Origin of the sequence: Streptomyces sp. NBC_00461 (assembly GCF_036013935.1) — a bacterium.
GTDB lineage: Bacteria > Actinomycetota > Actinomycetes > Streptomycetales > Streptomycetaceae > Streptomyces.
The window spans coordinates 832357-857024 of the sequence record NZ_CP107902.1; the positions used below are offsets into that span (position 1 = coordinate 832357).

Consider the following 24668-nt stretch of genomic DNA (forward strand, 5'->3'; position numbering starts at 1 on the left):
CCTCAGTATCGGCATGCACGGGCACATCAACCCGACGCTTCCGGTCGTGGCCGAGCTGGTTCGGCGCGGCCACGCCGTCAGTTACCACACCTCGCCCGCGTTCCGTGAGGAGATCGAGTCAACCGGCGCGACGGTGCACCTGTACCCCGGGGGCGACCGGCCGTTTCCCGATCCGCCGACGCCGGTCACGTGGATGGAGTCACTCGCGAGCACCGCCGTTCGCATGCTGCCCGCTGTGCTCACCGACCTGCGCCGCGACCGTCCTGACCTGATCGTCCACGACAGCGCCTGTCTGTGGGGCGCGGTAGCAGCACGCGAACTCGGGGTGCCGGCAGCCTCCTCGTTCACCACGTTCGCCCTGAACCGGCATGTCCCGAGCCCCACCCGTGGCTCCTGGGAACTGCTGACCGCGGCGACGGCACAACCCCGCAGTGTCCAGGGCTACCTGCGGTCCCGCTGGGCGCTGCACCGCCGCTTTAACGCGCGCGGGTTGCCCCTCCTCGACCTGGCGAACATCCGCCAGCCCCTCAATCTGGTCTACACCTCACGGGCGTTCCAACCTGCCGTCGAGGACTTCGACCACTGCTACCGGTTCGTCGGCCCAAGCATTGGCGCCCGGCCGGTCGATGTGTCGTTCCCGGTCGATCGGCTGCGGGACCCGGTGCTGTTCGCCTCCCTGGGCACGGTGTTCAACGCCGACCCTCAGTTGCTGCGCAACCTGGCCACCGCCCTCGCCCCGCTGGGCGGCACCGTGATCGTCTCCACCGGGCAGACCGATCCCGAGACGTTGGGTCCGTTGCCGGCCAATGTGCTTGCCCGCCGCTTCGTACCACAACCGGAGGTGCTGGCCCGCGCGGCGCTGTTCGTCACCCATGGCGGGATGAACAGCGTCAACGAGGCCATGTACGCCGGGGTTCCGCTGCTGGTGGTCCCGCAGGGCGCCGATCAGCCGATGGTGGCCCGGCGCGTCGTCGAACTCGGCGCCGGTCTGTCGGTCCGTACCCAGGACGTCTCAAGGGATTCGGTGCGCGCCCTCGCCCAGCAACTGCTCCACGAACCCCGGTTCCGGGCAGCCGCGAGCACACTGCAGGTCGCCCAGCGCGAAGCGGGGGGATATCGGCGCGCCGCCGATGAACTCGAGCGGTACCTGCAAGCGGCCGGCTCGGTGAGTCAGTCGTCTCCGTCGATCCGGCGCATCGAGGCTGAGTGATGTCATCCGCCGTCGTTGTCCTCCTGCTGTTCGCCGGGCTGTCGGAGGCCGCCGGGCGCATCGTGCCTCTGGTAGCGCGCCGACCCGGTATGTCGCGGACTCTCGTGGCCAAGTTGCTGCTGGCCGCCGGCCTCGTCGAGGGTGTTGTGTTCGCGCTGTGGCCGCTGACTGCGTGGACCCTGGCCGGGTTGGCGCTGTCCTCTCCGCCGCCGGGCGCCGGCTTGGTGTGGACGCCAAGCGTGGTCGCCCCGCTGGTGCTCGCTGCCGTCCTCGCGTTCCCCTTGCTTGGGCCTCTGCTCCACTTCTTGCTCTTTGTGGGGGTGGGGGCCGGTCTGGTCGGCCCGCTCGCCTCGGCGAGCGGGCTGGGCTGGTGGAGCGCCGCCGGATGCGTCGCCGTCGCCGGGGCCGGGCTCGGTCTCGCCGTGGAGGCTGTTCGGCGTCTTGTCGTCAGGATCAGCGCGAACGCAGCACAGGAGTCGATCGCATGAACGACTACTTGCTCTGGGTCTGCCTGATCGGGCCTGTTCTGCTGGCCGAAGCTCTGCTGGCCCGCTACGAGGTACTTGCCTACGCCGCCGGCTGGCGGGCCCCTGTCAGCGAGCTCCCGGAAGGCGTTCCCTACGCCCGGGGTGCGGCCCCTGACAGCCCCCCGGATGCCTACCTGGTCTACCTCGACGGCATCGGCAAACGCCGCGTCCGTGACAGCCGGGACGGCGGCCAACTGGTCAGGGCCCTGATCGCCGGCGCGCCGGAGCTGCGGGTGCTGGGTCAGGTGCAGCCCTACTCACCACTGGCCGACCCGCTTGCCGATCGGCCGGTGTGGGCGTGGCTGCGCCGCCACATCGGGCTGCTGCTGTTCCTGCACAATGTCGTGCAGACCTTCGTCGCCGCCGACCACCGCTACCGCCCCCTGTACAACCGGGCCGTCGGCTCCCAGATCGCCACTCAGCTCCGGCTCGCCGGCTACCGGCCCGACAGCGGTGTCCCCGTGGTGCTGCTCAGCTACAGCGGCGGCGCCCAGGTCGCCACGGGCGCGGTGGCCGAACTGCACACCCAGCTAGGCTGCCCGCTCCTGCTGATCACGCTCGGTGGGTTCCACAACGGCGCCAACGACCTCACTCATGCCGAGCACTTGTATCAGCTCACCAGTGCGAACGACCAGATCGAGCGGGTCGGCACCTGGATCTTCCCTCAGCGCTGGCGGCTGTTCCGTCGTAGCGGATGGAACCGGGCCCGCCGCGCCGGGAAGATCACCGAGCATCGGCTCGACCCGGCCACTCACTTCGGCCCGGGCAGCTACATCAGCCCAACCGCTCAGCTGCCCGATGGCCGCAGCCACCTCGACCGCACCGCGGACACGGTGATCGCGGTCATCCGCGCCCACCGCGGCACGACCGTCGCGCAAGGCGACCCGTTGCCATGAGGGTCTCGACCAGAGCGCTTGCAGCAGAAGTGCCGTGACGGCGTGACCGGGTCCGGGCCGTTCGTGCTGACGCGGTATGGGTGGCCGGCAGGGAGGCGGCCACCCGGCTCTCGCCCCGTGCCGCGTCAGTTCCGCGGCCGACGGCGCAGCGCGGAGTCGGTGAGCGAGGGCGGGGTGTAACCGGCGTCGCGGGTCGAGAGGTTGGTGCCGGGCGGGATGATCTCGTCGATCCGGTCGAGTACGTCGCGGGTCAGCCGGATCTTGTCCGCGCCCAGTTGGCTGTCGAGCTGTTCGAAGGTGCGCGGCCCGATGATCGCCGAGGTGATCGCCGGGTGTTCCAGGACGAAGGCCAGAGCCAGCTGTACGAGAGTGAGGCCGGCCTCCTCGGCCAGCTGGGCAAGGGCCTCGGCGGCCGCCAGCTTGGCGGCGTTCTCAGGTGAGGTGGCGTCGAAGCGGGCCGCCTGGCCGCCGGCACGGCTGGAGGCGGGCTGCCCCGCACCCTGCCGGTAGCGCCCGGAGAGCCAGCCGCCCGCGAGGGGGCTCCAGGAGAGCACCCCGAGACCGTACTGCTGCGCCACGGGCAGGACTTCGCGTTCGATGCCGCGCACCAGGAGGGAGTACGGGGGCTGCTCGGCCACGACGCGTTCCCGGCCGCGGCGCTCCGCGATCCACTGGCCCTCGACGATGGCGGAGGGTTCGAAGGTGGACGTGCCGATGTAACGGATCTTGCCTTGCTGCACCAGGCCGGAGAGAGCGCCCAGCGTCTCGTCGAAGTCGGTGTCGGGCTCAGGACGGTGCACCTGGTAGAGGTCGATCCAGTCGGTGCCAAGCCGCCGCAGGCTGTTCTCCACCTCACGGACGATCCAACGGCGGCTGTTGCCCTGCTCGTTGGGGTCGCTGCCGAGGCTTCCGTGGAACTTGGTGGCGAGCACGACGTTGTCACGCCGCCCGCCGGCCAGTGCCTTGCCGACGATGGTCTCGGACTCCCCCGCGGAGTACACGTCGGCGGTGTCGACGAAGTTGATGCCCGAGTCCAGGGCGTGGTGGATGATCCGGACGCTGTCGGCATGGTCGGTGTTGCCGCGGGCTCCGAACATCATGGTGCCCAGGCACAGCGGGCTGACCTTGACGCCGGTGCGTCCGAGGTTGCGGTACTCCGTCATCGTGCGTTCTCCTTGACGAGTTCGTTGATCTTCAGGGGTTCCGTGGTGGCCGGTCGGCCGCCCTGTGCGAAGGCCTGCCACAGACGGTGGTACGGGCCGCGCGCGGCGAGGAGTTCGGCATGGGTGCCGCTCTCCACGACAACTCCCGCGTCGAGGACCACCACCCGGTCGGCACGGGCGGCGGTGGTCAGCCGATGGGCGACGACAACGGTGGTACGCCGGCCGGACAGGGCCTGGGTCGCCGCGGCGACCCTGCGCTCGGTGGCCAGGTCGAGTGAGGCGGTGGCCTCGTCGAGCAACAGGATGTCGGGGCCGACGAGTTCTGCCCTGGCGAGGGCGAGGAGCCGGCGTTGCCCGGCGGACAGGTCGCGACCCCGCTCCCCCACGGGCTGGAGGTAGCCCAGCGGCAGCGCGGCGACCATCTCGTGGGCACCGACGGCGCGGGCCGCGGTTTCCACCTCGGCGTCGGTCGCTTCCGGCCGTCCGTAGGCGATGGCGTCCCGGACGGTACCGCTGAACAGGTGCGGCTCCTGCGGCACCACCCCCAACGGCCTCCTGCTGGGCGTGCCAGTTGGCGGGGAAGAGGGTGCGGCGGCTGCGCAGGGCGATCAGACAGAGCACCGGGCCGACGATCAGGGCCACCACGGTCAGCGATGGGGACAGCAGCGCCATGCAGACCAGTGAGAACAGGAACATCAGGGCGTTGCCAGTGTGGTTGGGCAGGAACTGCAGCAGCGTCTGGATGAGGGTGATGTCGGAGATGGAGCGACTCACCACCTCCCCGGTGCGCAGGCTGTCCTGCTGTGCGCCGCCGAGCCGCAGCAATGCCGCGAAGGCGTCGTTGCGGAGGTCGTACTGCACGCCGAGGGAGAGCCGCCCGGAGTGGTAGCGGCGGGTGAAGCCCGCCGCGAAGCGGATCGCACCGAGTCCGGCGAGCAGGATTGTCCAGGGGGTGAGCGAGGCGGTGGTGCCCGCCGTGACCCCGTCCACGACGTGGCGCAGGACGAGGGGCAGCACGGCGGTGGCGGCGGCGCCCACGACGGCTGCACCGAAGGCGAGCAGGAGGTCGGCGCGGTGGCGCAGGCAGTACTCCAGCAGCCGCCGGATCCAACCGGCCGACGGCTGCTGGGCCGCTCGGGATTCGGGACGCGGACAGTCGGTCACCGGGCCGCCGCCAGCGCGATGCCGGTGTGGCCCTCGCCGGCGGCGACAGTATCGACGGTGTCGACGATTTCCACGGTTTCCACGCCTTCGAACAGCCGGTTGGCGGGGCGCGGGAGCCCGTAGTGCTCACGCAGGGTGGAGCCGGTGTACTCGGTACGGAACAGGCCGCGTTCCTGGAGGATCGGCACCACCCGGTCCACGAAGAGCTCCAGGCCAGAGGGGAGCACGGCGGGCATGATGTTGAAGCCGTCGGCCGCACCGCTGTCGTACCAGTGCTCGATGGTGTCGGCGACCTGCTCCGCCGTACCGGCGAAGGTGCGGTGGCCGCGGCCGCCGCCGAGCCGACCGATGAGCTGACGTACCGTCAACTGTTCGCGCCTGGCGAGTTCCACGATGAGCGTGTAGCGGCTCTTCGACCCCTCGATCTCGTCCTCGGTGGGGAGGTTGCCGGGAAGTTCCGCGTCGAGTTCCAGTACGTCCGGGGAGACCTTCAAGGTCTTGGCGAGCTGCCGCTTGGCGTACTCGGGGACGATCAGCCGGTCGAGCTCGGCATCCAACTCCCGTGCCTGTGCCTCGGTGTCACCGATCACGGGGACGATGCCGGGCAGGATCTTGATGCCGTCCGGGTTGCGGCCGAGCAGCCGCGCACGCTGCTTGACGTCCTTGTAGAAGGCGATGCCCTCCTCCAGGGTCTGCTGCGCGGTGAACACGGCTTCCGCGTACCGGGCGGCGAAGTCCTTGCCGTTTTCACTTGAGCCAGCCTGGACGAGCAACGGGTAGCCCTGCGGCGGACGTTGGACGTTCAGCGGTCCGTCGACCCGGAAGAACTCACCGACGTGGTCGACACGACGGACCCGCTCGGCCAGGGTGTGCACGCCGCGTTCCTTGTCGGCGATGACCGCGTCGTCCGCCCAGCTGTCCCACAGCTTGGTGGAGACCTCGACGAACTCCGCGGCCCGCCGGTAGCGGTCCTTGTGCAAAGGTGTGTCGTCGAGGCCGAAGTTGCGGGCCGCCTCGGCGCCCGCGGTGGTGACGATGTTCCAGCCGGCCCGGCCGCCCGAGACATGGTCCAGCGAGGCGAACCGGCGGGCCAGGTTGAACGGTTCGTTGTAGCTGGTGGAAGCGGTGGCGATCAGGCCGATGTGCCGGGTGGCCCCCGCCAGCGCGGTCAGCAGGACGGTGGGCTCCAGCCGGGCGCCGGGCCGTCGTCCGGGGTCGCCCATCAGGACGGGGCTGTCGGCGAGGAACAGCGAGTCCAGCTTGCCGCGTTCAGCGATCCGGGCCAGGTTCTTGTAGTGCTCGAGCTCCGAGTTCGCCTCTGCCGGGCTCTCGGGAAGCCGCCAGGAGGCTTCGTGGTGACCGGTGGACATGAGGAACGCGTTCAGATGCAGCGGCTTGCGGTCGGCCTCACGGCGAGTGTTCGGTGCCTCCCGGGATTCCGTACGTGTAGTCGATGTAGTCGATGTAGTCCGTGTTTCGGTTCGGTCTTCGGTACTGCGTGACATGGGGGTGTCGTCTCCTCAAGAGGCGGTGGCCGGTGCCGCGTCGCGCCGCGAGCGGGGAGCAGCGTGTCGCGGTGTTCCTGGCGGCGCGGGTCGCACGGGGAACGCGCGGTGACGGCGTCCAGCGTGTCGAACGGCGCGTCGAACAGCTCGTCGGGCAGGGGCAGTTCGGGATCGGCCCGGTCGGACAGTCCACCGCCTCCTGGACCCGGCGGTCAGAGCGAGTGATAGGCACCGTCGAGGAACACGAGCGGGTTGCGCCCCTCGTCGACCCAGGAGTCCACCACGCGGGCAATGACGATCCTGTGATCGCCCGCGGGGACGAACTGCTCGATCTCCAGCCGCAGCCATCCGGCCACGTCATCGAGGACTGGCTCGCCCTCCGGCAGTCGCCGCCACTTGGTCGGCGCCGCGAACCGGTCGATGCCGCTGGTGGCGAACCTGGTGGCCAGTGCCTGCTGGTCGGCGCCGAGGAAGTTGACCACTGCGGTGGCGGCCCGCTCGACATGAGGCCAGGAGGAGGTCGTGGTCCCGATACCGAAGGACACCAGTGGCGGAGTGAGCGACAAGGAGGCGAGCGAAGTGGCTGTGAAACCTACCGGCCCGAGGCCGGCGTCCGTGGTGACCACGACAACGCCGGCCGGGTACCTGCGGAACACGTTCTTGTAGCGCTGCGGCGCGATGCCCCCGGTGGAGGGTGGCGCGGAATACGAAGGCGCGGTGACAGTCAACGTCTCTCCCGGATGGAACGGCGAAGAACAAGAAGAAGAAGTGGAATCGGCACACGACGAGGCGGGGTCTGCTCACGAACGTGAAACGTCAGAGAACGGGCAGCCCGAAGAGACAAGGCGCGCATGCGCAGAGAGGTACACACCCAGGTGAGGTGTGCTCCCGTGGATCAGCGTCTGGTTATCGGCGACCCGGACAGGAGCAACAACAGAAGCGTCGGGCAAAGACGCAGACCGGCGCAGTCACCCGGCAGCGGCATGCCGCTGAGGGCAGGCGCTGGGGAATCCGCTGTCGACCGGTCATGAATCCATCATCAGGTTCCGGTGGGAGCCGGTCAACAAAGCAACTTTCTGAATTAAGTCGGAACGCAAATCCGCTCAGGAGACGGCGGGCAGCGCGGGCCATGGCCCAGCGAGTCCGCATACAGCTACCCAAGCGCCACCGCTCCGCCGGCGGTGGCCAACAACCATCCGTTGAAGCTGCTGAGCACCACGGCTCGTTCGGGGTCGTCACAGACCCAGGAACGCTCGGCCACTTCCGCGGGCAGATCGGCGAGGCACTCCGGCAGCCGTCCCACACCGAGCTCGACGACAACCAGGACCTCGGGGTCGAACATGTCGAGGAGCAGTGCCGCCGCCCTGCCTACGAGCCGAGCCCGACGGCGGAAGAGCGCCGCTCCCTGCGCGTCAACGGCCAGCGCCTGGTCCAACAGTTCGCTGAACGATCCGGCCCGCAGCCCCTGTTCGGCCGCGCGCCGCACCATGGCGTGGTCGGACACCTCGGGCTGGAGGCATCCGGTCCGCCCGCGCGAGCACGACTGCGCGCGGCCGGAGCCACCCGAGCCGAGCGGCTCTGTGGGCGAAGGGCCAAGCGTGTGCGCCCTGTCCGTCACTAGTCAGGAAAGGCCGGGGATTTGCCGCCAGTGCGCCGTCGAGGTGCGAATGGTCCCGCGGCCGGCGAGACCCGGGCGGCTTTCCGACTCCGACTTGTTGAGTTCGGCGCCACCCTGATTGAGCCCGAGTGGCTCGGCGCCGCGGTGCTTACCTGACGTCGACGAAGTCGCCGGGCGCTGTCGAGGCGGCGGTGGTGGCGGTGCCCGCGAAGACGTAGCGGTAGTACCCGTCGACCGTGGCCTTGGTGGTGGTCTTCAGGACGCCGGTACTGCTGGTCTGGACGGTCTTGAGGGTGCTGTAGGTGCTGCTGCCCTTCTTGCGGAACTGCAGCTTCGCGGGCTGGGACGCGTAGCCCGCGTACTTGCCTGTCGACCAGTTCGCGCGGGCAAGCTTGCCCGTGACCGTGATGGTCTTGCCCTTCTTGACCGGCTCGGGCGCGGCATCGGCGGTCAGCGTGGAAAGCTTCTTGATCGCGACCGTGGCGACGTCGTCGTTGTAGCTGGCGTTCGCGTACAGGTCCCACCCACCCAGGAAGAGCTTCCAGGTCCCGGCTACGCCGTTGTCCTTCATGTCGGTGGCCGGGTGGATGTTGAAGACGGCCTTGCAGTTGTAGACACCCTGGGTCGCCGTCTCCGTGCAGCTGGGGTCGTCGTCCGTCCCCAGGCCGCCGGTGATGCCGTCCGTGGTCGAGCTGTCGGTGCCCTGCCACAGGAAGGCCTCGGTGAGGGCGACGCCGTTCTGGTCGGTGGCGGTGTACGAGACGGTGACGGACTTCGTGCCGGTGGTACCGAGGACGATGTCCTTGCCACCGTTGATGACCGCGTTCGAGAACTTGGTGTTGCCCAGCGAGTCGTTCGGACGAACGGTCTTCGAGGCAAAGGAGCTGAGCTTCGCCGACGCACCCGCACGCTCTGACGCCTGAGCGGCGACCGGAAGAGCGAGCGCGGACAGAACGACGGAACTGGAAACTACGGCGGCCGCAACGCGTATGCGCATGAATCCCCCCACGGGAACCTGAGAGGCCCGCCGAAGTCTCCCTCCGGCCGGGCCTGTTGATCTCCGCATCATATGAAATCAGGTGGGAAAGAGTGAAGATCCTTTGTGCAATAAGTGCGTAACGGGCAAGTTAGGTGGGCGGGTTGTCGGGGCGGGCGTCGTACGCGGCGCGGGCGGTGTCGATGTGTGCCAGGTGCCTGGCGCTCCACTCCAACAGGGTGACGGCGAGCATGCGCTGGCTGATCTCGTCGATTGCCCGCTTGAGTTCGGTGAAGCGGCGCGGCCCGTGCCTGAGGTTGCGCACGACCGGCAGTCAATGAGTACCGAGGCACGAAGAGAAACCGCGATGTTCCCGCGCCTCCGCATTCCGAAGAGGAAGCCTTCCACCACAAGGTCGTCGAGGGCTTCACCCATACGATGGGACGCAACGCGTAGGCCTGGCGGCGCAGTCCAAACCAACGCCTCGGGGGCGCAACAACGCCCGATGGTCGACCCGCCGGGCTCACCGAATGGGAGGCCGCCGGGCCTCGAACGACGCTTTCTCATCAGCCGCCCAGACCCGCTGGCGATCAGTGAACGCACCCCACCTCGTCACCCTCGTCCGCGCCGGAACCAGCTTCGAACGCAGCCACCTCATCGAACGCCCCCCGGGGCGTTACGGCCTAGCCGATCGAGAAGGTGACACCGGGTGCGGCGTAATCGACGGGACCGTTGAACCGGGCCGAGGCACGTGCCACCGCCTGCTGCGGAGTAAGGGAACGGCCGACGTGGGTGACGATCAACCGGCCTGTCAGGGCCGCGCTGGCCGTGTCGCCGGTGTCTTCAGGCGTGTGGTGCACCTGGTCGCCCTCGGCGGGCACCTGGGTGCTCTCGGCCTCGCACAGCAGCACATCGCACCCGTCGGCCAACTGCGTGAGGTTCGCGCACGGCGCTGTGTCCCCGGAGTAGACCAGCGATTGGCCCTCGGCCTCGATGCGCACCGCGAAGGCCGGGATGCCGTGCTCCACTGCACGGCTGGTCAAGGTGAGGGCACCGACGCGCGCTTGGTGCCCGTCATACAACTCATGGATGGCAAAGGCGGACTCGACCGGACTGCGCATCGAGCTGTTGGTCAGGAAGTGGGCCAGCCGGTCAGCGATGCCCGGCGGTCCGTAGAGGGGGATGGGCGCGGCAAGCTCAATGTCCGCGAAGAGCGCCGCGTAATACGCGGTGAGCAGGTCCGCGCTGTGATCGGCATGTAGGTGCGAGATCCAGATCGCGTCCACCTCATCAAGACGCACATGCCGCTGCAGCTGCGCCAACGTCCCGCTGCCCGCGTCCATCCAGACCCGAGTCTCACCGCTGGACACCAGATAGCCGGAGCACGGGTTGTCCACGCTCGCATAGGGCGTCGCACACCCCAGGACAGTGAGGCAGAGAAGATCGCTGGTCATCCGGCGAGTGTATAGAACGCGTGATCCACAGGATTTGACAGTTTCTCACCGTGCTATGCGACCGTCCCCGCTGTGGTCCGAGCCGCTGTTGAAGGGCACGGTGATCCAAGCCGGCAGGTCGTCAAGGTGCCGGTTCGGCGACTTCTTGAGTGCCGATGACCGCGAGAAGGTCGAGCAGGCCGGAACTGTCCGTACCGGCTGCGGGAGTGAACCACAGCAGGCGCTGCCGGCCGTCCTCGCTGAACAGATTGAGGCAGTTGACCTCGATCAGACCGAGCGCGGGGTGGTTGAGGCGCTTGCGGTCGTCCCGCCGGAACGCCACGTCGTGGTCGGCCCACAGCGTGGCGAATTCGGAGGAGGCGCCGAGCAGCGAATGGATCATCGAGGTGGCTTCGGTGTCCTTCGCGTCCCTGCGCGCGGCAGCGGCCCGTAGATCCGCGACGAAGGCACGGGACTGGGCTTCGTGATCGGATTCGGGGTAAAGACGTCGGGCGTCGGGCTCCGTGAACCACCGGTGGACGAAGCTGGCCCGAGCCCCTCGAAAGCCGGATTGGTCTCCGACCAGGGCCACCGCGACCGGGTTCTGCACGAGGGTGACGTGCAAGTCGGTGATGACTTGTGCCGGTGTCGACGCCAGGCGATCGAGGAGATCGAGCATGCCGGGGTGCACGTGCGAGGCCGCTCCACCCTGCACGGGCACCGGGCGGTCCGCGAGGTGGAACAGGTAGTCGCGTTCGTCGGCGCTCAGGCGCAGGGCCCGCGCCAGCGCGGCGATCATCTGCTCGGACGGTTGGGACCCGGCTCCACGCTCAAGCTCGTTGTAGTAGTCCACCGATGCTCCGGCGAGCTGGGCGACCTCCTCGCGGCGCAGCCCGGGAACCCGGCGCCGGGGCCCGGTCGGGAGCCCGATGTCGACCGGGCGGATGCGTTCACGCCGCGAACGCAGGAACGCTCCCAGCTCGGTGTATTTCGCGGAACTCATGCCCTCCATTCTGTGCTCGGCCGGGCCGTTGGCCCAGGGGATGACATCCCCTGGTTGCGCTGTTCAGAGTCGCGCATCGTGGAGGTCATGACCACGAACCACCAAGCTCGAACTCATGAACCGGCGGCCGCGCGGGTTGCCGTCGTTACCGGAGGATCACGGGGCATCGGCCGGTCGGTCGCCGGCAAACTCGCCCGGGACGGCCTGGCCGTCGTGGTGAACTACGCCCACGACGCGGCTGCCGCCGAGGAGACGGTGGCGGTGATCACCGCTTCCGGCGGGCGGGCGATCTGCGTGCAGGCGGACGTGGCGGACGAGAGTGCGGTCGCCACGGTGTTCGACCAGGCGGAGCAGGAGTTCGGCGGCGTGGATGTCGTGGTGAACTGCGCCGGTCGACTCGCTCTGTCGCCCATCGCCGACCTCGACCTCGCTGCGCTCGACGCCGTGCACCGCACCAACATCCGCGGCACTTTCGTCGTCGCCCAGCAGGCGGCCCGGCGCCTGCGTACGGGCGGCTCCTTCGTGGGGTTCTCGACCTCCGTGGTCGGCACTCAATTCCCCGCGTACGGCGCGTACGCGGCGAGTAAGGGCGCCATCGAATCGATCACGCTGATCCTCGCCCGCGAGCTGCGCGGACGGGACGTCACCGTGAACACCATCGCCCCCGGGCCCACAGCCACGGACATGTTCCTCGACGGCAAGACGCCCGAGCAGATCGACCGGCTCGCCAAGACCCCGCCGCTGGAGAGGCTGGGCACCCCGGAGGACATCGCCAACGTGGTCGCGTTCCTCACCAGCCCGGAAGGGCACTGGGTCAACGGCCAGATCCTGCGGGCCAACGGGGGCATGGTGTGAGTGTGCAGCCGAAGGACGTGGTGATCAGGGCGCATCCGGTCCTTGGGGAAACTCACCGCACGGGCCCTGGCCGAGGCCGGCCACATCGTCGACGCCGGCATGCGCGCCACCAACAGCCGCAACACACCCACCGTCGCCGCGCTCGCCCAGGTCAAGAAGAACCACTTCGCTCCCGTCGGCGCACCGGCTGAAACCGTCCGTGCCGCAAAGCATGAAGAGCCCTACGGCCGGCTCAGGGAGCCAATGACCGAGGCCCCGAGCCGCATCTTTCCGCCGGGACGTGAGGGCCGGGAAGTGGTCTCCATCATCTACGACCGGATTCGCGCGGAGTTCTTCCACCGCGTCGGCATCGACGAATTGCTCACTCCCTGCGTCAGCCCTGACCCCGCCGACACCAGTCGAGGAACGGTCATCGGCCACCGCCCTCGGACAAAGACTTCCGACCCCATGGAAGAAACCCACACAAAGGACAAAGACCCATGCCTTTCGCCAACTTCAAGGTCCCCGCGGGCACCATGACCGCCGAGGACAAGAAGAAGATCATCGAGCGAACCACCGACCTGTACGCGGAGATCTACGGTGAGCGGGCCCGTCCCACCACTGTCGTGCTCATCGACGAGGTCGTCGACGGCGGCTGGGGCGTCGCCGGCAACGTCCTGACCGCCGCCATGCTCAACGGCGACGCCTGACGCCGACCACGCGCGTGCGGCCGTCCCGAACGCGACGAAGCTCCGGTTGAGCGGGGCGGCCTTGCCAAGTCGCCCTGAACCACCGGAGCTTCGATGTGCCGTCGGTCTGCCACCGTCTCCCTGATCAGGTTGCCCGCGATGGACGGCGTGGCGGGATTGTCGCTGAAAGAGCGGTTGCTGGTAGAGCGGTTGCTGGCCTCCGCACTGATGGGCTCGCGTAATTGTCTGTCGCCAATTGCCGGGGGAAGCGAGGGCGATGGTGACAGTGACCGTGTGTAGGGAAAGCAACCCGCTGACCCAACGCGTTGCCCAGGCCGGCGCGAGCGGTGCCGCCGAGTGCGCTCGGCGGCTTCCCTGCCTTGATGCTCAGTTGTGAGTCACCGCGGCGGTGTTGAACGAGATCCAGACGTCAGGAGGCAGGTCGGGCCGACCGGGTATCGGTCTGCGTGGGTATCGGTCCGCGTTACTCGGTCCATGCGTCGTCAGCGATCTCGGTGGCGACGCGACGCCCGTGCAGGGGCTCCCGGATCCCGTCCCTCACTCAACCCGCTGCGTCGATCGGGCCTCAGGGGTGGAAGGCCCCGCTCTCCGCCCCCGACAACCCCGTCGGCGCATCTCAGCAGGTCAGCGCATCCTCCCCCGCGGCTTCAATGCCACCGGAGGTAGCTCAGGAGCCGGCAGCGGTGCGCCGTCGTACCCCTTCACCTCGCCGAATCGCGACCCCGTCATCCAGTCCTCACGGGCCTGCACGATCTCTTCCTGGGTGCGGCCGATCCAGTTCCAGAACATGGACAGTCCGTGCTGCCGCCCCGGCCAGAGAAGTCGCCGGGCCCGCAGCCGGTGGCGGACCGGCTGTGTCTGCAGGGCATCCTGTACGTCCTCCACAACCACATAGCCTGGCAACTCCTGCCGCTGGAACTAGGGTTCGGCTCGGGACAGACCTGCTGGCGGCGTCTGGATCGCTGGCAGCAGGCCGACGTCTTCGACCAGTTGCACCGCATTCTGCTTGCCGAGCTGAATGCGGCCGGCGAACTCGACTGGTCCCGCGCGTGTGTGGACGGCTCCCCCATCCGCACGAAAAAGGGGGAGCGGACACCGGTCCGTCACCGGTCGACCGGCGGAAGACGGGCAGCAAGCATCATTTGATCTGCGACGGCCGCGGTACCCCGCTCAAGGTCATCACCACCGCGGCCAACGTCAACGACGTCACCCAGACGCTCGCCCTGGTCGACGGCATCCCGCCTGTGGCCGGGCGTCCCGGCCGGCCACGCCGCCGCCCCGATTCGCTGCTCGGAGACAAGGGCTACGACTCCAACCCCCACCGCGAGGAGCTGCGCAAGCGCCGGATCCTGCCGGTCATCTCCCGCAAGGGCGCCCCGAACATCAAGAGCCTGGGCAAGCTCCGCTACGTCGTGGAACAGACCTTCGCCCTGCTCCATCAGTTCAAGCGTCTCGCCGTCCGCTGGGCACGCCGAACCGAACTCCACGACGCCTTCGTCTCATTGGCCTGCGGCCTCATCTGCTGGCGACGCCTCAAGAAGACCCGCTCATGATCGCCGCACGAGCTTTCGGCTACAACTCACACCACTCACCCAGAGGGTCGGCCGCCCACGTCTGGGTGAAGTCGTGCACCAGGTCCCACGCCCGATCGATATCCAGGACAAAGTCGCCCGTGAACGCGGCGAGGTCGTCCATGATCGGGACTTCCACGACGGCACCCGAGGGCACGGTGCCGTCTCCTACGAGCAGAGACAAAGGCGGAAGGAGTGGGGCCGACTGGGCCGCTCCGAGGACGTGGTCGAGAAGCTCCCGGGCTCGTAGAACGATGACCCGCCCCTCTCGGACCGTGAGGAGTCGTCAGCGGGTCTTCCCCATTTTTCGGGCATAGGCGGTGGTGTTCGGGGATCCTGTTGAGGTACCTCTGAAAACCACTGCAAGGAGACCCCCAGTGCGCCGCCCGACCCGGAAAGCCTTCGCCGCCCTCATCGCCGCAGCCAGCCTCGCCCTCCCCCTCCTCACCCCCACACCCGCCTCCGCTGCCACCGCCACCAGCCGCTTCGCGAACTACCGCTACGGTGACTGCCTGCGCGAGACCGACGAAACCGGCCTCAAGGGCGACCGCTGCACCAGCGGACGCGGCAGCATCCTGTGGCATTGGAACGGCCGCCTCAACACCAGCACCACTCTTAAGAACTACACTTGGGACCGCTGCCTCGACGGCAATGACCGGGGCGACGTCTACCCCCTGAGCTGTAACGGCGGCTCATACCAGAAGTGGCGCACCGTCCAGCCCGCCGCCCGCAGCGCCATCATGCTCCAAAGCGTCGGCACGGGCCGCTGCCTCTACCAGCAGGACAACGGCTACTACCGCACTGCCAGCTGCGACCGAAATGCCCAGAACCAGCGCTTCACCATCGGCTGAACGGATCTCCCGACCGCTTCAAGAAGCCGCCGGGCGAGCAACTCTTCTTTTACGCGAGGCCGGAAGGCGGTCCGTTGGCCGCGGTGGTGATGACCTTGAACGGGGTGCCCTTCCCGTCGCAGATCAGATGGTGTTTACTGCCCGTCTTCCCGCGGTCGACCGGTGACGGGCCGGTCGCCTCGCCCCCTTTCTTTCGCGCGGATGTGGGAGGCATCCACGCACGCCCAGGTCCAGTCCAGGGCGTCGGCCGCGTGCAACTCGGCGAGCCGGATGCCGTGCAGCGTCTCGAAGACGCCGGCCTCATGCCACCGACCTAGCCGACGCCAGCACGTCTGTCCGGAGCCGAACCCCAGCTCCAGCGGCAGCCGCTGCCAACTGACGTCGTTGTAGAGCACGTACAGGATGCCCTGCAGGCACCGCCAGTCATCCACCGGCCTCGGGTCGGGAGCCTTCCGCGGCCACGGCGGCAGCAACGGCTCGATCAGCTCCCACAGTTCATCCTCCACGATCCACGGCCGATTCCCCCACACCTCACGAACGGCGGAATCGTCGTACCGGTCACGCCCGACCAGCACCCATCCACAAGATCGTGTTACGAGTTCTAAGCCCGGCTGGCCGCAACCATTTCCGCACCTCGCGGGTCACACCTGTGAAGCACGGCGGGCCGGGACCCTCCCGGCGCGCGGGGAAGGTTTCGGTCGGATGGCAAGACGATCACGGGTGCGCGCGGTCGCGACGGCGGCGGCGGGCGCGGTGGCGCTGGTGGCGGGGGTGTTCGGCACGGGTCCGGCCCGCGCCGACACGGCGGACGCCGCACGAACGATGACGGTCCAGTTCGCCGAGCACGAGCTCTTCATCGGGACGGAGCCGGCGAGCGTGGACCTGTCCTACCGGTGGAAGGTGGCCGGCGGGGCCACGGCACACCACGTCCACCTGACCGTCGACCTGTCCGGAGTGGCCGACTTCGCCGAGCCGGCACCGTCGGAGCACTGCAAGGGCAACCTCTGCACGCTGGACCTGGCGTCCGCCACCTCGGACTTCCACGCCATCACGCTGGTGCCGAAGCCCGGTGCGGCCGTCGGCAGCAGCGGCACCGTGACCGTCTCCGGCACGGCGTCGGACGCCACCGTCACCGGCGACCACCTCACCCTGACCAACGGCGCGACGCAGCTGAAGGTGAGCGCGTCCGCCGAGCAGCTGCACCAGGTGCCGGGCGACACGCTGACCTTCCCGCTCGACGTGTGGAACAACGGCCAACTCCCGGCGGCCAAGGGGGTGGAGCTGCGGATCGACACCACCGCCGGGCTGCACCTCCAGGGCTCCTGGGCCAACTGCCGCGACGTGCCCGCGAACGACCGCGGGGGGCACATCGTGCGCGAGACCCTGTGCGACTTCCCCACCCCGGTGGAGCCCGGCCAGCAGTACGCGTTGTCGTCGCCGCTGCGCGTCAAGGTCGGCGACGAAGCCCTGCGCGACAAGATCTTCTACGAATTCACCCCGCTGACCAGCGCGGCCCCGGCGGACGGCCCCGGGACCCCGCTGACCCTGGTCCCGAGGGGCGTGATGCCGTCCGACGGGAACATCGACCCGTACTTCACCACCTACGTCAACAGCGTCAACCACGCCGACTTCGCCGTCACCGGGGACACCGTCACCGGGCGGCGCGGCAGTCACGCCACGCTGCACGCCACGGTGATCGACCGGGGGCCGGCGGTGGTGGAGGACCTCCTCGACGACGACGCCTTCCTCCCGGTCCTCGTCAAGCTGCCGCCGGGCACGAAGGCCACGAAGATCCCGGACAACTGCCAGCCGCCGCCCACGGACGACGGGTCGGACCCCGGCCCCCGGATGGGCCGGTCCTCCTACCAGTGCTACTTCGGCGACCCCGCCCCGGGGGACAGACACGTCCTGTCGTTCACCGTCGCTATCGGCCCCCGTACCCCGGCCGTCTCCACGGGCCAGGTCCGCACGCTGGAGGTCATGAAGGGGCTCGATCCCGACGCCTCCAACGACAGCGCGGCGCTGACCCTGCGGCTGGCGCAGGGCGGCTCCGCGGCCGGAGCGTCCGGCTCCGTTTCGGGCGGCCCTTCCGCAGGGTCCGGACCGCTGGCCGACACCGGATTCGGCGGTGGCTGGATCGCCTGGGCGGCCGGCGCGCTGCTGCTGGCTGGTGCTATGGCCCTAGCGCTCTCCCGACGGTCCCGCGGTGGGAACTGACACGTCGTCCGGGTGTCAGAACCAGTGCAGGGTGCATTGCCCGTCTTCTACGGAGAGCCGGCGGTGGTGTGTACCACCGCCGCCTGGCCCGCGACTACGAAGCCCTCCCGGCCCGCTCTGCCGCCATGATCTACCTTGCGATGATCGCCCTGATGGCCCGCCGACTCACTAGAGAATCCACCCCGATCTGGCGAGGGCTCTAATGTCTCATCAAAGCCGCATCTCGGGACGAAACATCGGAAGGAAACGCTCTCTGAGGACCCGCCGGCCGCTTCGAACCCCGCGAAACGTGAGTTTTCCGTCATGGCCGACGGGCAACTTCACCTGGGAGCATGATTGTCCATCGGGTGGACAGGGGGAAAGCGGGATGACCACTGCGCACAGACGGGTTCGTGCGGCCATGATCGTTGCGGCGGTGCTGGCGGCCGCCGGCTGTTCCGGCGGGGGCGGTGACGACGCCGCTTCCAGCCCCTCCGCGACGACGACCGCGGCGGCCCCGGCCACCACCCCTTCGACGGCCTCGCCCACCCCTGCGGTCAAACCGTCGGACATCTACCCCACGAACGCGGCCGGCTGCCATCCGAACGCGAAGTGGAGTACGGCGAAGGCGGTGGACTGGGTCGACTGGGGGCAGGTCGGCACGCCCGCCCTGGGCCCGGGAGAGGTCCGGTTCCCCAAGTCCACGCCCGGCTTCGACGGGCCCCTGTGCGACCGGGTGACCGTCCAGGTCCAGTACTGGCGCGTCAACTACCGGCCGTCCAGCGCCACTTCGGCCGCCGACCCGCTTTCGAGGGAGGTGAACTACGACTACGCCCTGCAGTCCCTCAAGCGCACCGAACTGCACATCGACGGCCGCAAGGTCCACGACGTGAAGCCGCCGAAGGGCTTCGCCTCGGCCAAGGCCAGCCCCTGCGACGGCTTCCTGGAGGCGATCTACGTCGGCGCACCGCTCAAGAACCGCGAACTGCCGACCAAGATCAGCACGGGCAACACGATCGTCGGCGACGACGTCACCTTCCCGACCAAGCGCGTGGTCGATTACCACGTGTTCGCGCCGTCCGCGCCCCAGCTCTGCGACGACAACGGCATCCCCACGGCATCCCCCGCACCGTCCGGCTACCCGTCGTCCGGCTTCGGGCTGTCCACGCCGTCCTACCCCGCCTTCGACCTCACCCCGAAGAGCTGAGCGGCCGGGGGCTACGCCAGCACGCGCGCCAGCGCGAAGCCGTCGTGGCCCTTGCTGCCCACCGTCTACAGCGCCGTGCCGGTCAACCTCGCGTGGCTGCCGATCAGTTCGATCACGGCCCGGCTGCCCACCACGTCCGGCGAGGTGCTGCGGGCGTCGGCGACCTGGCCCTGCCGTACGACGTTGTCGACCACGACTCGTCGAACGCGAAGACGCGGTCGGGGAAGCGCGCCAGGACGCACTCGATGCGGTCAAGCTTGGCGTTGCGGTCCGGGTGACCCCTTCCAGGTCTTGGTGGGCTGGAAGGTGATGCCGCTGTGGGCGAGCAGGCACGGTAACGCCTCGCGGCGAGTGAGCCTTCTTGAGCCGCTTCGGGCGCCGACCGGCGGATGGTTGACGGAGCGGGGGCGGTTGGCCCAGTCTTGGTCGGCTTGGGACCGTCGAGAGGGCAACAGGCATGGCTGAGCGCGGGACCGTCTACGTCGACATGGTCGGGGACCTGTTCCACCCGGGACACGTCGCGCTGCTTAGGGCCGCGCGGGACTTCGGGGAGCGGCTGATGGTTGGGGTGCTCTCGGACGAGGTCGTGGCCGGGTACAAGCGCAGGCCCATCATGACGCTGGCGGAGCGGATCGCGGTGATCGAGGCGTGCCGGTACGTCGATGTGGTGCTCCCGGACGCGCCCTACCGTGTCACGAACGAGTTCCTGGACCGGCACGGCATCGACGTGGTCGTGCACGGTGACGACCTCACGGCGGACGCGGTCGAAGAGGTCTTCGGTCCTGTGGCTGATGCGGGGAAGCTGCGGCTTGTGCGGTACACGGCCGGTGTCTCCACCACCGAGCTCATCCAAGGGTGTCGCGCGGCGGACGCTTCATGAGGGGCCACGGTGACCTCGTAAGCTCCTAACGCGGATGTGATCCGGCCTTCCTAAGCCGCCTCCAGCAGATGAGGCTACAGCCCAACGAGACGAAGGCGTCGTGAAGTTCGAGGCGTCGCTCCCAGCGCACGGCCAGGCGCTTGAACTGGTGGAGCAGGGCGAAGGTCTGCTCGACGACGTAGCGGAGCTTGCCCAGGCCCTTGATGTTCGGGACGCCCTTGCGGGAGATCACCGGCATGATCCGGCGTTTGCGCAGTTCACGGCGGATAGCCCGGGAGTCGTACGCCTTGTCGCCCAGCACGGCGTCGGGGCGCCGACGGGGGTGCCCCGGACGCCCGGCCACCGGCGGGATGCCGTCGACTAGGGCATCATCTCGCGCGGTGTCGAAGCTGCTGGGGTCGCTGGGGAGGTCATCCCGGGTTCCGGAGCGGTGCGGACGTCGACCACGGCCAGCACCTCGGCGCCGTCCAGCAGAGCGGCCATCTCTTCTCTGGTGGCGGTGCTGTGCCCGAAAGTGAGCAGCTGTCCGCGGCTCTGGCCTGTGCGGTTCACACGTCAGCCGGGTTTGGCGACGGTGAGGAGCACCGCTGCGTCGTCGATCGCCTGGAGGGCGTGGCGGGCTGGGGGGATGACGATCAGGTCGCCGCTGCGCCCCTCCCAGGTGGTCTCGCCGCTGGTGAGCCGCACGCGTCCGCGCAGCACGAACAGCGTTGCCTCGCCAGGGCTCTCGTGTTCGGCCAGCGACGTTCCGGCGGTCAAGGCGAGGACGGTCTGGCGCAGGGTGTGCTCATGGCCCCCGTAGACGGTGGTGGCGCTGCGCCCGCTGGAAGTGGAGGCGGCCCGTTCCAGTTGCTCGCGAGCCTGTGCGTCTAGGGAGATCTTCTGCATGTGTGCGGTCTCCAGGTACGTGTGTCGGCATCCATCCGATGGTGTGCCGTGCGCCCGACCAGTCCCGCCTGGCTGTTGCGTCGCGACCGGCTGGACGCGCCGACCGGCACTGACTCCTACCTACTCGCCGGATCGGTGAGGCGCCCCTGTCGGCTGCGGTTGCATGGCGTATAACACCTATCTCGCACAGTGTGGACGTGTATGAAGAAGGGCGAATTTCATGGGTGGACGGGACTCGGCCTTGAACGTCGTGGTGGGTGTCGACGGCTCGCCTTCGTCGCATGCGGCGCTGCGGTGGGCGGTCAAGTATGCCGAGCTGATCGGCGGTGATGTGGTGGCAGTGGCTGCCTGGGAGCTGCCCTGGGCGTACGGGTGGTCCGCGCCCGCGGTGGACCCCACGTTCGACAGAACCATCGCCGAGCAGGGCCTCGTCAACCAGGTGCACCAGGTTCTCGGCGAGTCCGGCGCTGCCAAGGTGCGAAAGCGCCTGGTCAAAGGCAATCCCGTCGAGGTGCTGCTCAGCGAGGCGGAAGGGGCCAAGGCCCTCGTGGTGGGCAGCCGGGGCATGGGCGGATTCCGTCGCACGCTGCTGGGCTCCGTGAGTCAGCAGTGCGCGATGCACGCCACGTGTCCGGTCATCATCGTTCGAGGGACCGTCGAGGTGACGGGCGCCGGTACACAGGCCGAGTGAGGCGGGACCGGCTGTGGGCGAGGGCCCTCTTGGCGGCCCTATCCCGTTACGCACAGACGAGGCGGCGTGCCACGCTCGGGCACGTGCCCCCGGTGGCCGGCGACTTTCGCGAGTGGGGGATGAGATGCGCTTGGCCATCACTACGCTGCACTGCTTGCAGCGGCGGCGGAGGCGGAGGCGGAGGCGGGCAACGACATCCTTGCCGACCCGTCTGGAGTCGGCCGCAAGCGGACCGAGTCTCCACCACCGGACATTGCGGATTCGGCCCGGGGGATGCTGTTCATGGGCGTCTTTGTGTCGTCAATGCTCGGGAAGCCAGCAGTGCGGATCTCGCCGCGGTGTCATGAGGGGAGCAGGGCGCGCAGGGCGTAGGGCAGGATGCCGCCGTGCCGGTAGTAGTCGGCTTCCGTTGGGGTGTCCAGGCGCACCCTTGCCGTGAACCGTGTGGTGCCGCCGGCCCCTTCCGCCGCGACGGTGACCTCGTGGGGCAGCTCGGCCAGGCCGTGGATGGTGTACTGCTCCTCACCGGTCAGGCCCAGAGACCGGGCGCTGTCGCCGGGGGCGAACTGCAGCGGCAGGACGCCCATCCCGATCAGGTTGGAGCGGTGGATACGCTCGAACGACTCGGCCAGGACGGCCCTGACGCCGAGCAGCGCGGTTCCCTTGGCGGCCCAGTCCCGCGACGATCCGGAGCCGTATTCCTTGCCGGCGATGACGAGCAGGGGGACATCTTCGGCGGCGTACCGCGTCGCTGCCTGGTAGATGGTGGTCTGCTCGCCGTCGGGCAGGTGCCGGGTGTAGCCGCCCTCGGTTCCGGGGGCCAGCAGGTTGTGCAGCCGGATGTTGGCGAAGGTGCCGCGGATCATCACCTCGTGGTTGCCGCGCCGGGAGCCGTAGGAGTTGAAGTCCTCGGGAGCGATGCCGTGGGTTTGCAGGTATTCGCCGGCCGGGGAGTCCCGTTTGATGGCGCCGGCCGGGGAGATGTGGTCGGTGGTGACCGAGTCGCCGAGCAGGGCCAGCACCCGGGCGCCGGTGATGTCGTCCGGTGGCCGCGGCCTGCGGGGCATGTTCTCGAAGTAGGGCGGCTTGCGCACGTACGTCGAGGCGGGATCCCAGGCGAACAGGTCACCCTCGGGAGTGGGCAGGGCCCGCCACCGCTCGTCGCCGGTGAACAGGTCCGCGTAGCCGTCGGTGAACATGCTCGGCCGCAGGCTGGTGGAGATCACCTGCTGGATTTCGTCCTGGGTCGGCCAGATGTCGCGCAGGTGCACGGGTCGGCCGTCGTCGCCGGTGCCCAGCGGGTCGCGGGTGAGGTCGACCGCCATGGAGCCGGCCAGCGCGTAGGCGACGACCAGCGGTGGTGAGGCCAGGTAGTTCAGTTGTGTCTCGGGGTGGATGCGACCTTCGAAGTTGCGGTTGCCGGAGAGCACCGAGGCCACGGTGAGGTCTGCCTCGGCGACCGCCTGGGAGACCGCAGGGATCAGTGGCCCGGAGTTGCCGATGCAGGTGGTGCAGCCGTAGCCGACCAGGTCGAAGCCGAGCGTGTCCAAGTAAGGGATCAGTCCCGCGCGTTCGAAGTAGTCCATCACGATCCTCGACCCCGGTGCGAGGCTGGTCTTCACCCAGGGCTTGGACCGCAGGCCGCGCTCGACGGCCTTCTTGGCCAGCAGCGCGGCGGCGACCATCACCTGGGGGTTGGAGGTGTTGGTGCACGAGGTGATCGCGGCGATCACGACGGCGCCGTGCCCGATCTTGATGCTGCTGCCGTCCTCGAGCGTCACCGCAACGCGCTCAGGCGGCCGTGCCTTGCTCTCTCCGGCCGCCTCCAGGCACCCCGGCTGGTCGCCGGGGTGGCTGCCGGTGACGGACACCGGGTCGGAAGCCGGGAAGGACTCCACGCCGCTCTGGTCCAGCCCGACAGGGGCCGCATCGCAGGTCACCTCGCCGTCCAGGACAGCACTCAGGACCCGTGCGGCGTCCGCCAGGGCGATGCGGTCCTGCGGCCGTTTGGGCCCGGCGATCGACGGGACGACGGCCGACAGGTCCACTTCGACGGTCTGCGAGTAGCCGGGGATGTGGCCGGGGTCGTGCCACAGGCCCTGCTCTTTGGCGTACGCCTCCACCAGCGCCACCTGTCCGGGGCTCCGGCCTGTGAGCCGCAGGTAGGACAGGGTCTCGGCGTCGATCGGGAAGATCGCGCAGGTGGCGCCGTACTCGGGGCTCATGTTGCCGATGGTGGCCCGGTTGGCCAGGGGCACCTCGGCCACGCCGGGCCCGTAGAACTCCACGAAGGCGCCCACGACGCCGTGCTGACGCAGCCGCTCGGCGATGGTCAGCACCATGTCGGTGGCGGTGCTCCCTTCGGGCAGCGTGCCGGTGAGGCGTACGCCGACCACCTTGGGGATGAGCATGCTCACCGGCCGGCCGAGCATCGCTGCCTCCGCCTCGATGCCTCCCACCCCCCAGCCGAGCACGCCGAGCCCGTTGACCATGGGGGTGTGGGAGTCGGTGCCGACCAGGGTGTCGGGGAAGGCCGTGCCCTCTTCGGCGAACACCACTCGCGCCAGGTGCTCCAGGTTGACCTGGTGGCAGATGCCGGTGCCCGGCGGGACGACGCGCAGGTTACGCAGCGCGGTCTGCCCCCAGCGCAGGAACTGATAGCGCTCCCGGTTGCGCCGATACTCCAGTTCCACGTTGCGGCCGAACGCCTCGGGGACGCCGAAGTAGTCGGCGATCACCGAGTGGTCGATCACCAGCTCCACGGGCCGTCGCGCATCGATCAGCGCCGGATCGCCGCCGAGCGCAGCCATTGCCTCGCGCATCGCCACCAGGTCCACGATGCACGGCACCCCCGTGAAGTCCTGCATCAGCACCCGCGCGGGCGTGAACTGCACCTCCGTCGCCGGTTCCGCCGCCGGGTCCCACCTGGACAGCGCCTCGATCTGGTCGGCGGTGACAGTGCGGCCGTCCTCATTGCGCAGCAGGTTCTCCAGCAGGATCTTCAGGCTGTACGGCAGCCGTTGTGCGTCGGGCAGGGCGTCGAGCCGGTGGATGGAGTAGGAGGTGCCGTCTGCGTTGAGCGTGCCGCGGGCGGCGAAGCTGTCCAGGGACATGCGGGTGCCTCCTCAGTACAGGTCGGGCGGAGGTCGGCACGGGCTGGGGTCCCACCAGCGCCTCCCGGCGCAGAGCCGCGCCCGGATCGGCCACCCTGGTACGCGCGTACCGGTCGTCTCGCTGACCGCTCCCGCCGTCACCTCACGTCGCCACCCTGCACCCGTGCCCCGGTCCGCCGTGTCGACAGGCCAGCGCAGCCCTGCAGGGCAGTACCCGCCCAGACGGGCGGAG

General features: G+C 69.0%; 25 protein-coding genes and 8 pseudogenes. 14 read left to right on the top strand and 19 right to left on the bottom strand.

Features of this window, described 5'->3' with window-relative positions; genetic code table 11:
* Window positions 1–13: 13 nt before the first annotated feature.
* The 3 genes from OG870_RS03980 to OG870_RS03990 are packed head-to-tail and all read left to right on the top strand — an operon-like array spanning window position 14 to window position 2633.
* Window positions 14–1210 carry a macrolide family glycosyltransferase gene (locus OG870_RS03980; protein ID WP_405627023.1) on the top strand — a complete coding sequence of 399 codons (1197 nt, stop codon included), beginning with the start codon at window positions 14–16 and terminating at the stop codon, window positions 1208–1210.
* A complete protein-coding gene (locus OG870_RS03985) occupies window positions 1210–1698 on the top strand; it encodes a hypothetical protein (RefSeq protein ID WP_266593506.1) in 489 nt (162 codons plus the stop codon). The genes OG870_RS03980 and OG870_RS03985 overlap by 1 nt, the downstream gene beginning before the upstream one ends.
* Complete coding sequence (locus tag OG870_RS03990) at window positions 1695–2633, top strand: hypothetical protein (RefSeq protein WP_327690616.1); 939 nt, start codon at window positions 1695–1697, stop codon at window positions 2631–2633. Before OG870_RS03985 ends, OG870_RS03990 begins: the two co-directional genes overlap by 4 nt.
* A 125-nt stretch (window positions 2634–2758) precedes the next feature.
* Here OG870_RS03990 and OG870_RS03995 read toward each other — a convergent pair whose 3' ends face one another.
* The 8 genes and pseudogenes from OG870_RS03995 to OG870_RS04030 form a co-directional block, all read right to left on the bottom strand.
* Window positions 2759–3796 carry an aldo/keto reductase gene (locus OG870_RS03995; RefSeq protein ID WP_327692286.1) on the bottom strand — a complete coding sequence of 346 codons (1038 nt, stop codon included), beginning with the start codon at window positions 3794–3796 and terminating at the stop codon, window positions 2759–2761.
* Window positions 3793–4362 (bottom strand): annotated as a pseudogene (locus OG870_RS04000) (ATP-binding cassette domain-containing protein); the annotation flags it as partial. The gene OG870_RS03995 and the pseudogene OG870_RS04000, both read right to left, overlap by 4 nt.
* Before the next feature lie 94 nt (window positions 4363–4456).
* Window positions 4457–4960, bottom strand: a pseudogene (locus tag OG870_RS04005) (ABC transporter transmembrane domain-containing protein); the annotation flags it as partial.
* Window positions 4957–6330, bottom strand: a complete 1374-nt coding sequence (locus OG870_RS04010) for an LLM class flavin-dependent oxidoreductase (protein ID WP_405626280.1) — start codon at window positions 6328–6330, stop codon at window positions 4957–4959. The pseudogene OG870_RS04005 and the gene OG870_RS04010, both read right to left, overlap by 4 nt.
* A gap of 347 nt (window positions 6331–6677) precedes the next feature.
* Window positions 6678–7193 carry a flavin reductase family protein gene (locus OG870_RS04015; protein WP_266524129.1) on the bottom strand — a complete coding sequence of 172 codons (516 nt, stop codon included), beginning with the start codon at window positions 7191–7193 and terminating at the stop codon, window positions 6678–6680.
* A gap of 425 nt (window positions 7194–7618) precedes the next feature.
* On the bottom strand, window positions 7619–8083 hold the full coding sequence (locus OG870_RS04020; protein ID WP_327690617.1) for an ROK family protein: 465 nt from the start codon (window positions 8081–8083) through the stop codon (window positions 7619–7621).
* A gap of 148 nt (window positions 8084–8231) precedes the next feature.
* A complete protein-coding gene (locus OG870_RS04025) occupies window positions 8232–9080 on the bottom strand; it encodes a hypothetical protein (protein WP_266593500.1) in 849 nt (282 codons plus the stop codon).
* 130 nt (window positions 9081–9210) lie between these two features.
* Window positions 9211–9393: pseudogene (locus tag OG870_RS04030) on the bottom strand (winged helix-turn-helix transcriptional regulator); the annotation flags it as partial.
* Between the two features lie 202 nt (window positions 9394–9595).
* Between OG870_RS04030 and OG870_RS48035 the strand changes: the two are divergent.
* Window positions 9596–9727 (top strand): annotated as a pseudogene (locus OG870_RS48035) (IS256 family transposase); the annotation flags it as partial.
* 15 nt (window positions 9728–9742) lie between these two features.
* On the opposite strand, the gene OG870_RS04035 reads toward OG870_RS48035, so the two are convergent.
* Both OG870_RS04035 and OG870_RS04040 read right to left on the bottom strand, forming a co-directional pair.
* Complete coding sequence (locus tag OG870_RS04035; RefSeq protein ID WP_266524122.1) at window positions 9743–10513, bottom strand: MBL fold metallo-hydrolase; 771 nt, start codon at window positions 10511–10513, stop codon at window positions 9743–9745.
* Between the two features lie 121 nt (window positions 10514–10634).
* On the bottom strand, window positions 10635–11504 hold the full coding sequence (locus tag OG870_RS04040) for a helix-turn-helix transcriptional regulator (protein WP_405626274.1): 870 nt from the start codon (window positions 11502–11504) through the stop codon (window positions 10635–10637).
* Window positions 11505–11582: 78 nt separating this feature from the next.
* Here OG870_RS04040 and OG870_RS04045 point away from each other — a divergent pair, with 78 nt between their 5' ends.
* Genes OG870_RS04045 through OG870_RS04055 form a run of 3 tightly spaced genes read left to right on the top strand, consistent with a single transcriptional unit; the run spans window position 11583 to window position 13039 of the window.
* Window positions 11583–12350, top strand: a complete 768-nt coding sequence (locus OG870_RS04045) for an SDR family oxidoreductase (RefSeq protein ID WP_266524118.1) — start codon at window positions 11583–11585, stop codon at window positions 12348–12350.
* A gap of 42 nt (window positions 12351–12392) precedes the next feature.
* Complete coding sequence (locus tag OG870_RS04050) at window positions 12393–12869, top strand: hypothetical protein (protein ID WP_266593494.1); 477 nt, start codon at window positions 12393–12395, stop codon at window positions 12867–12869.
* Window positions 12830–13039 carry a 4-oxalocrotonate tautomerase family protein gene (locus tag OG870_RS04055; RefSeq protein WP_266524112.1) on the top strand — a complete coding sequence of 70 codons (210 nt, stop codon included), beginning with the start codon at window positions 12830–12832 and terminating at the stop codon, window positions 13037–13039. The genes OG870_RS04050 and OG870_RS04055 overlap by 40 nt, the downstream gene beginning before the upstream one ends.
* 624 nt (window positions 13040–13663) lie before the next feature.
* On the opposite strand, the pseudogene OG870_RS04060 reads toward OG870_RS04055, so the two are convergent.
* Window positions 13664–13834, bottom strand: a pseudogene (locus OG870_RS04060) (pirin family protein); the annotation flags it as partial.
* Between OG870_RS04060 and OG870_RS04065 the strand changes: the two are divergent.
* A protein-coding gene (locus tag OG870_RS04065) for an IS5 family transposase (RefSeq protein ID WP_266593813.1) occupies window positions 13799–14592 on the top strand; the annotation gives its coding sequence in 2 pieces (ribosomal slippage) (window positions 13799–14117 and window positions 14117–14592; 795 coding nt in all). The pseudogene OG870_RS04060 and the gene OG870_RS04065 overlap by 36 nt on opposite strands.
* A 19-nt stretch (window positions 14593–14611) precedes the next feature.
* Here the strand turns inward: OG870_RS04065 and OG870_RS04070 are convergent.
* Window positions 14612–14767, bottom strand: a complete 156-nt coding sequence (locus OG870_RS04070; RefSeq protein ID WP_323179512.1) for a hypothetical protein — start codon at window positions 14765–14767, stop codon at window positions 14612–14614.
* A gap of 220 nt (window positions 14768–14987) precedes the next feature.
* On the opposite strand from OG870_RS04070, the gene OG870_RS04075 reads away from it, so the two are divergent.
* The gene (locus OG870_RS04075; RefSeq protein WP_327690618.1) at window positions 14988–15461 is read left to right on the top strand and encodes an RICIN domain-containing protein; all 474 of its coding nucleotides are present in this window, start codon (window positions 14988–14990) and stop codon (window positions 15459–15461) included.
* Between the two features lie 134 nt (window positions 15462–15595).
* Here the strand turns inward: OG870_RS04075 and OG870_RS04080 are convergent, their stop codons facing one another.
* A complete protein-coding gene (locus OG870_RS04080) occupies window positions 15596–15967 on the bottom strand; it encodes a transposase (protein ID WP_327690619.1) in 372 nt (123 codons plus the stop codon).
* A gap of 196 nt (window positions 15968–16163) precedes the next feature.
* On the opposite strand from OG870_RS04080, the gene OG870_RS04085 reads away from it, so the two are divergent.
* The 3 genes and pseudogenes from OG870_RS04085 to OG870_RS04095 all read left to right on the top strand — a co-directional run bounded on the left by OG870_RS04085 (window position 16164) and on the right by OG870_RS04095 (window position 18864).
* The gene (locus OG870_RS04085) at window positions 16164–17678 is read left to right on the top strand and encodes a hypothetical protein (RefSeq protein WP_327690620.1); all 1515 of its coding nucleotides are present in this window, start codon (window positions 16164–16166) and stop codon (window positions 17676–17678) included.
* Window positions 17679–17746: 68 nt separating this feature from the next.
* Window positions 17747–17881 (top strand): annotated as a pseudogene (locus tag OG870_RS04090) (IS5 family transposase); the annotation flags it as partial.
* Window positions 17882–18045: 164 nt separating this feature from the next.
* Window positions 18046–18864, top strand: a complete 819-nt coding sequence (locus tag OG870_RS04095; protein ID WP_327667730.1) for a hypothetical protein — start codon at window positions 18046–18048, stop codon at window positions 18862–18864.
* Window positions 18865–18929: 65 nt separating this feature from the next.
* Here OG870_RS04095 and OG870_RS04100 read toward each other — a convergent pair.
* Window positions 18930–19061, bottom strand: a pseudogene (locus OG870_RS04100) (methyltransferase); the annotation flags it as partial.
* Window positions 19061–19211 (bottom strand): annotated as a pseudogene (locus OG870_RS04105) (IS630 family transposase); the annotation flags it as partial. The pseudogenes OG870_RS04105 and OG870_RS04100, both read right to left, overlap by 1 nt.
* Window positions 19212–19321: 110 nt before the next feature.
* Between OG870_RS04105 and OG870_RS04110 the strand changes: the two are divergent.
* Window positions 19322–19744 (top strand): adenylyltransferase/cytidyltransferase family protein, encoded by a 423-nt coding sequence (locus OG870_RS04110; RefSeq protein WP_327690621.1) that lies wholly within the window; start codon window positions 19322–19324, stop codon window positions 19742–19744.
* Between the two features lie 25 nt (window positions 19745–19769).
* Here the strand turns inward: OG870_RS04110 and OG870_RS04115 are convergent, their stop codons facing one another.
* From OG870_RS04115 to OG870_RS04125, 3 genes are all read right to left on the bottom strand, one after another.
* Window positions 19770–20087, bottom strand: a complete 318-nt coding sequence (locus tag OG870_RS04115; RefSeq protein WP_266593486.1) for a transposase — start codon at window positions 20085–20087, stop codon at window positions 19770–19772.
* 17 nt (window positions 20088–20104) lie between these two features.
* Entirely contained in the window at window positions 20105–20227 is a 123-nt protein-coding gene (locus OG870_RS48040) for a hypothetical protein (RefSeq protein ID WP_406348387.1), read from the bottom strand.
* A 72-nt stretch (window positions 20228–20299) separates the two neighbouring features.
* Entirely contained in the window at window positions 20300–20632 is a 333-nt protein-coding gene (locus tag OG870_RS04125) for a cupin domain-containing protein (protein WP_266524100.1), read from the bottom strand.
* A 220-nt stretch (window positions 20633–20852) separates the two neighbouring features.
* Between OG870_RS04125 and OG870_RS04130 the strand changes: the two genes are divergently transcribed.
* Complete coding sequence (locus tag OG870_RS04130) at window positions 20853–21323, top strand: universal stress protein (protein ID WP_266593812.1); 471 nt, start codon at window positions 20853–20855, stop codon at window positions 21321–21323.
* Between the two features lie 341 nt (window positions 21324–21664).
* Here the strand turns inward: OG870_RS04130 and OG870_RS04135 are convergent, their stop codons facing one another.
* On the bottom strand, window positions 21665–24436 hold the full coding sequence (locus OG870_RS04135; RefSeq protein ID WP_327690622.1) for an aconitate hydratase: 2772 nt from the start codon (window positions 24434–24436) through the stop codon (window positions 21665–21667).
* Window positions 24437–24668 lie beyond the last annotated feature (232 nt).

Bases quoted from the DNA above. Each gene is read 5' to 3' on its own strand.
- OG870_RS03980 (WP_405627023.1), top strand. From the start codon at position 14: ATGCACGGGCACATCAACCCGACGCTTCCGGTCGTGGCCGAGCTGGTT.
- OG870_RS03985 (WP_266593506.1), top strand. From the start codon at position 1,210: ATGTCATCCGCCGTCGTTGTCCTCCTGCTGTTCGCCGGGCTGTCGGAG.
- OG870_RS03990 (WP_327690616.1), top strand. From the start codon at position 1,695: ATGAACGACTACTTGCTCTGGGTCTGCCTGATCGGGCCTGTTCTGCTG.
- OG870_RS03995 (WP_327692286.1), bottom strand. From the start codon at position 3,796: ATGACGGAGTACCGCAACCTCGGACGCACCGGCGTCAAGGTCAGCCCG.
- OG870_RS04010 (WP_405626280.1), bottom strand. From the start codon at position 6,330: ATGTCCACCGGTCACCACGAAGCCTCCTGGCGGCTTCCCGAGAGCCCG.
- OG870_RS04025 (WP_266593500.1), bottom strand. From the start codon at position 9,080: ATGCGCATACGCGTTGCGGCCGCCGTAGTTTCCAGTTCCGTCGTTCTG.
- OG870_RS04035 (WP_266524122.1), bottom strand. From the start codon at position 10,513: ATGACCAGCGATCTTCTCTGCCTCACTGTCCTGGGGTGTGCGACGCCC.
- OG870_RS04040 (WP_405626274.1), bottom strand. From the start codon at position 11,504: ATGGAGGGCATGAGTTCCGCGAAATACACCGAGCTGGGAGCGTTCCTG.
- OG870_RS04045 (WP_266524118.1), top strand. From the start codon at position 11,583: ATGACCACGAACCACCAAGCTCGAACTCATGAACCGGCGGCCGCGCGG.
- OG870_RS04055 (WP_266524112.1), top strand. From the start codon at position 12,830: ATGCCTTTCGCCAACTTCAAGGTCCCCGCGGGCACCATGACCGCCGAG.
- OG870_RS04085 (WP_327690620.1), top strand. From the start codon at position 16,164: ATGGCAAGACGATCACGGGTGCGCGCGGTCGCGACGGCGGCGGCGGGC.
- OG870_RS04095 (WP_327667730.1), top strand. From the start codon at position 18,046: ATGACCACTGCGCACAGACGGGTTCGTGCGGCCATGATCGTTGCGGCG.
- OG870_RS04110 (WP_327690621.1), top strand. From the start codon at position 19,322: ATGGCTGAGCGCGGGACCGTCTACGTCGACATGGTCGGGGACCTGTTC.
- OG870_RS48040 (WP_406348387.1), bottom strand. From the start codon at position 20,227: ATGGCCGCTCTGCTGGACGGCGCCGAGGTGCTGGCCGTGGTCGACGTC.
- OG870_RS04125 (WP_266524100.1), bottom strand. From the start codon at position 20,632: ATGCAGAAGATCTCCCTAGACGCACAGGCTCGCGAGCAACTGGAACGG.
- OG870_RS04130 (WP_266593812.1), top strand. From the start codon at position 20,853: ATGGGTGGACGGGACTCGGCCTTGAACGTCGTGGTGGGTGTCGACGGC.
- OG870_RS04135 (WP_327690622.1), bottom strand. From the start codon at position 24,436: ATGTCCCTGGACAGCTTCGCCGCCCGCGGCACGCTCAACGCAGACGGC.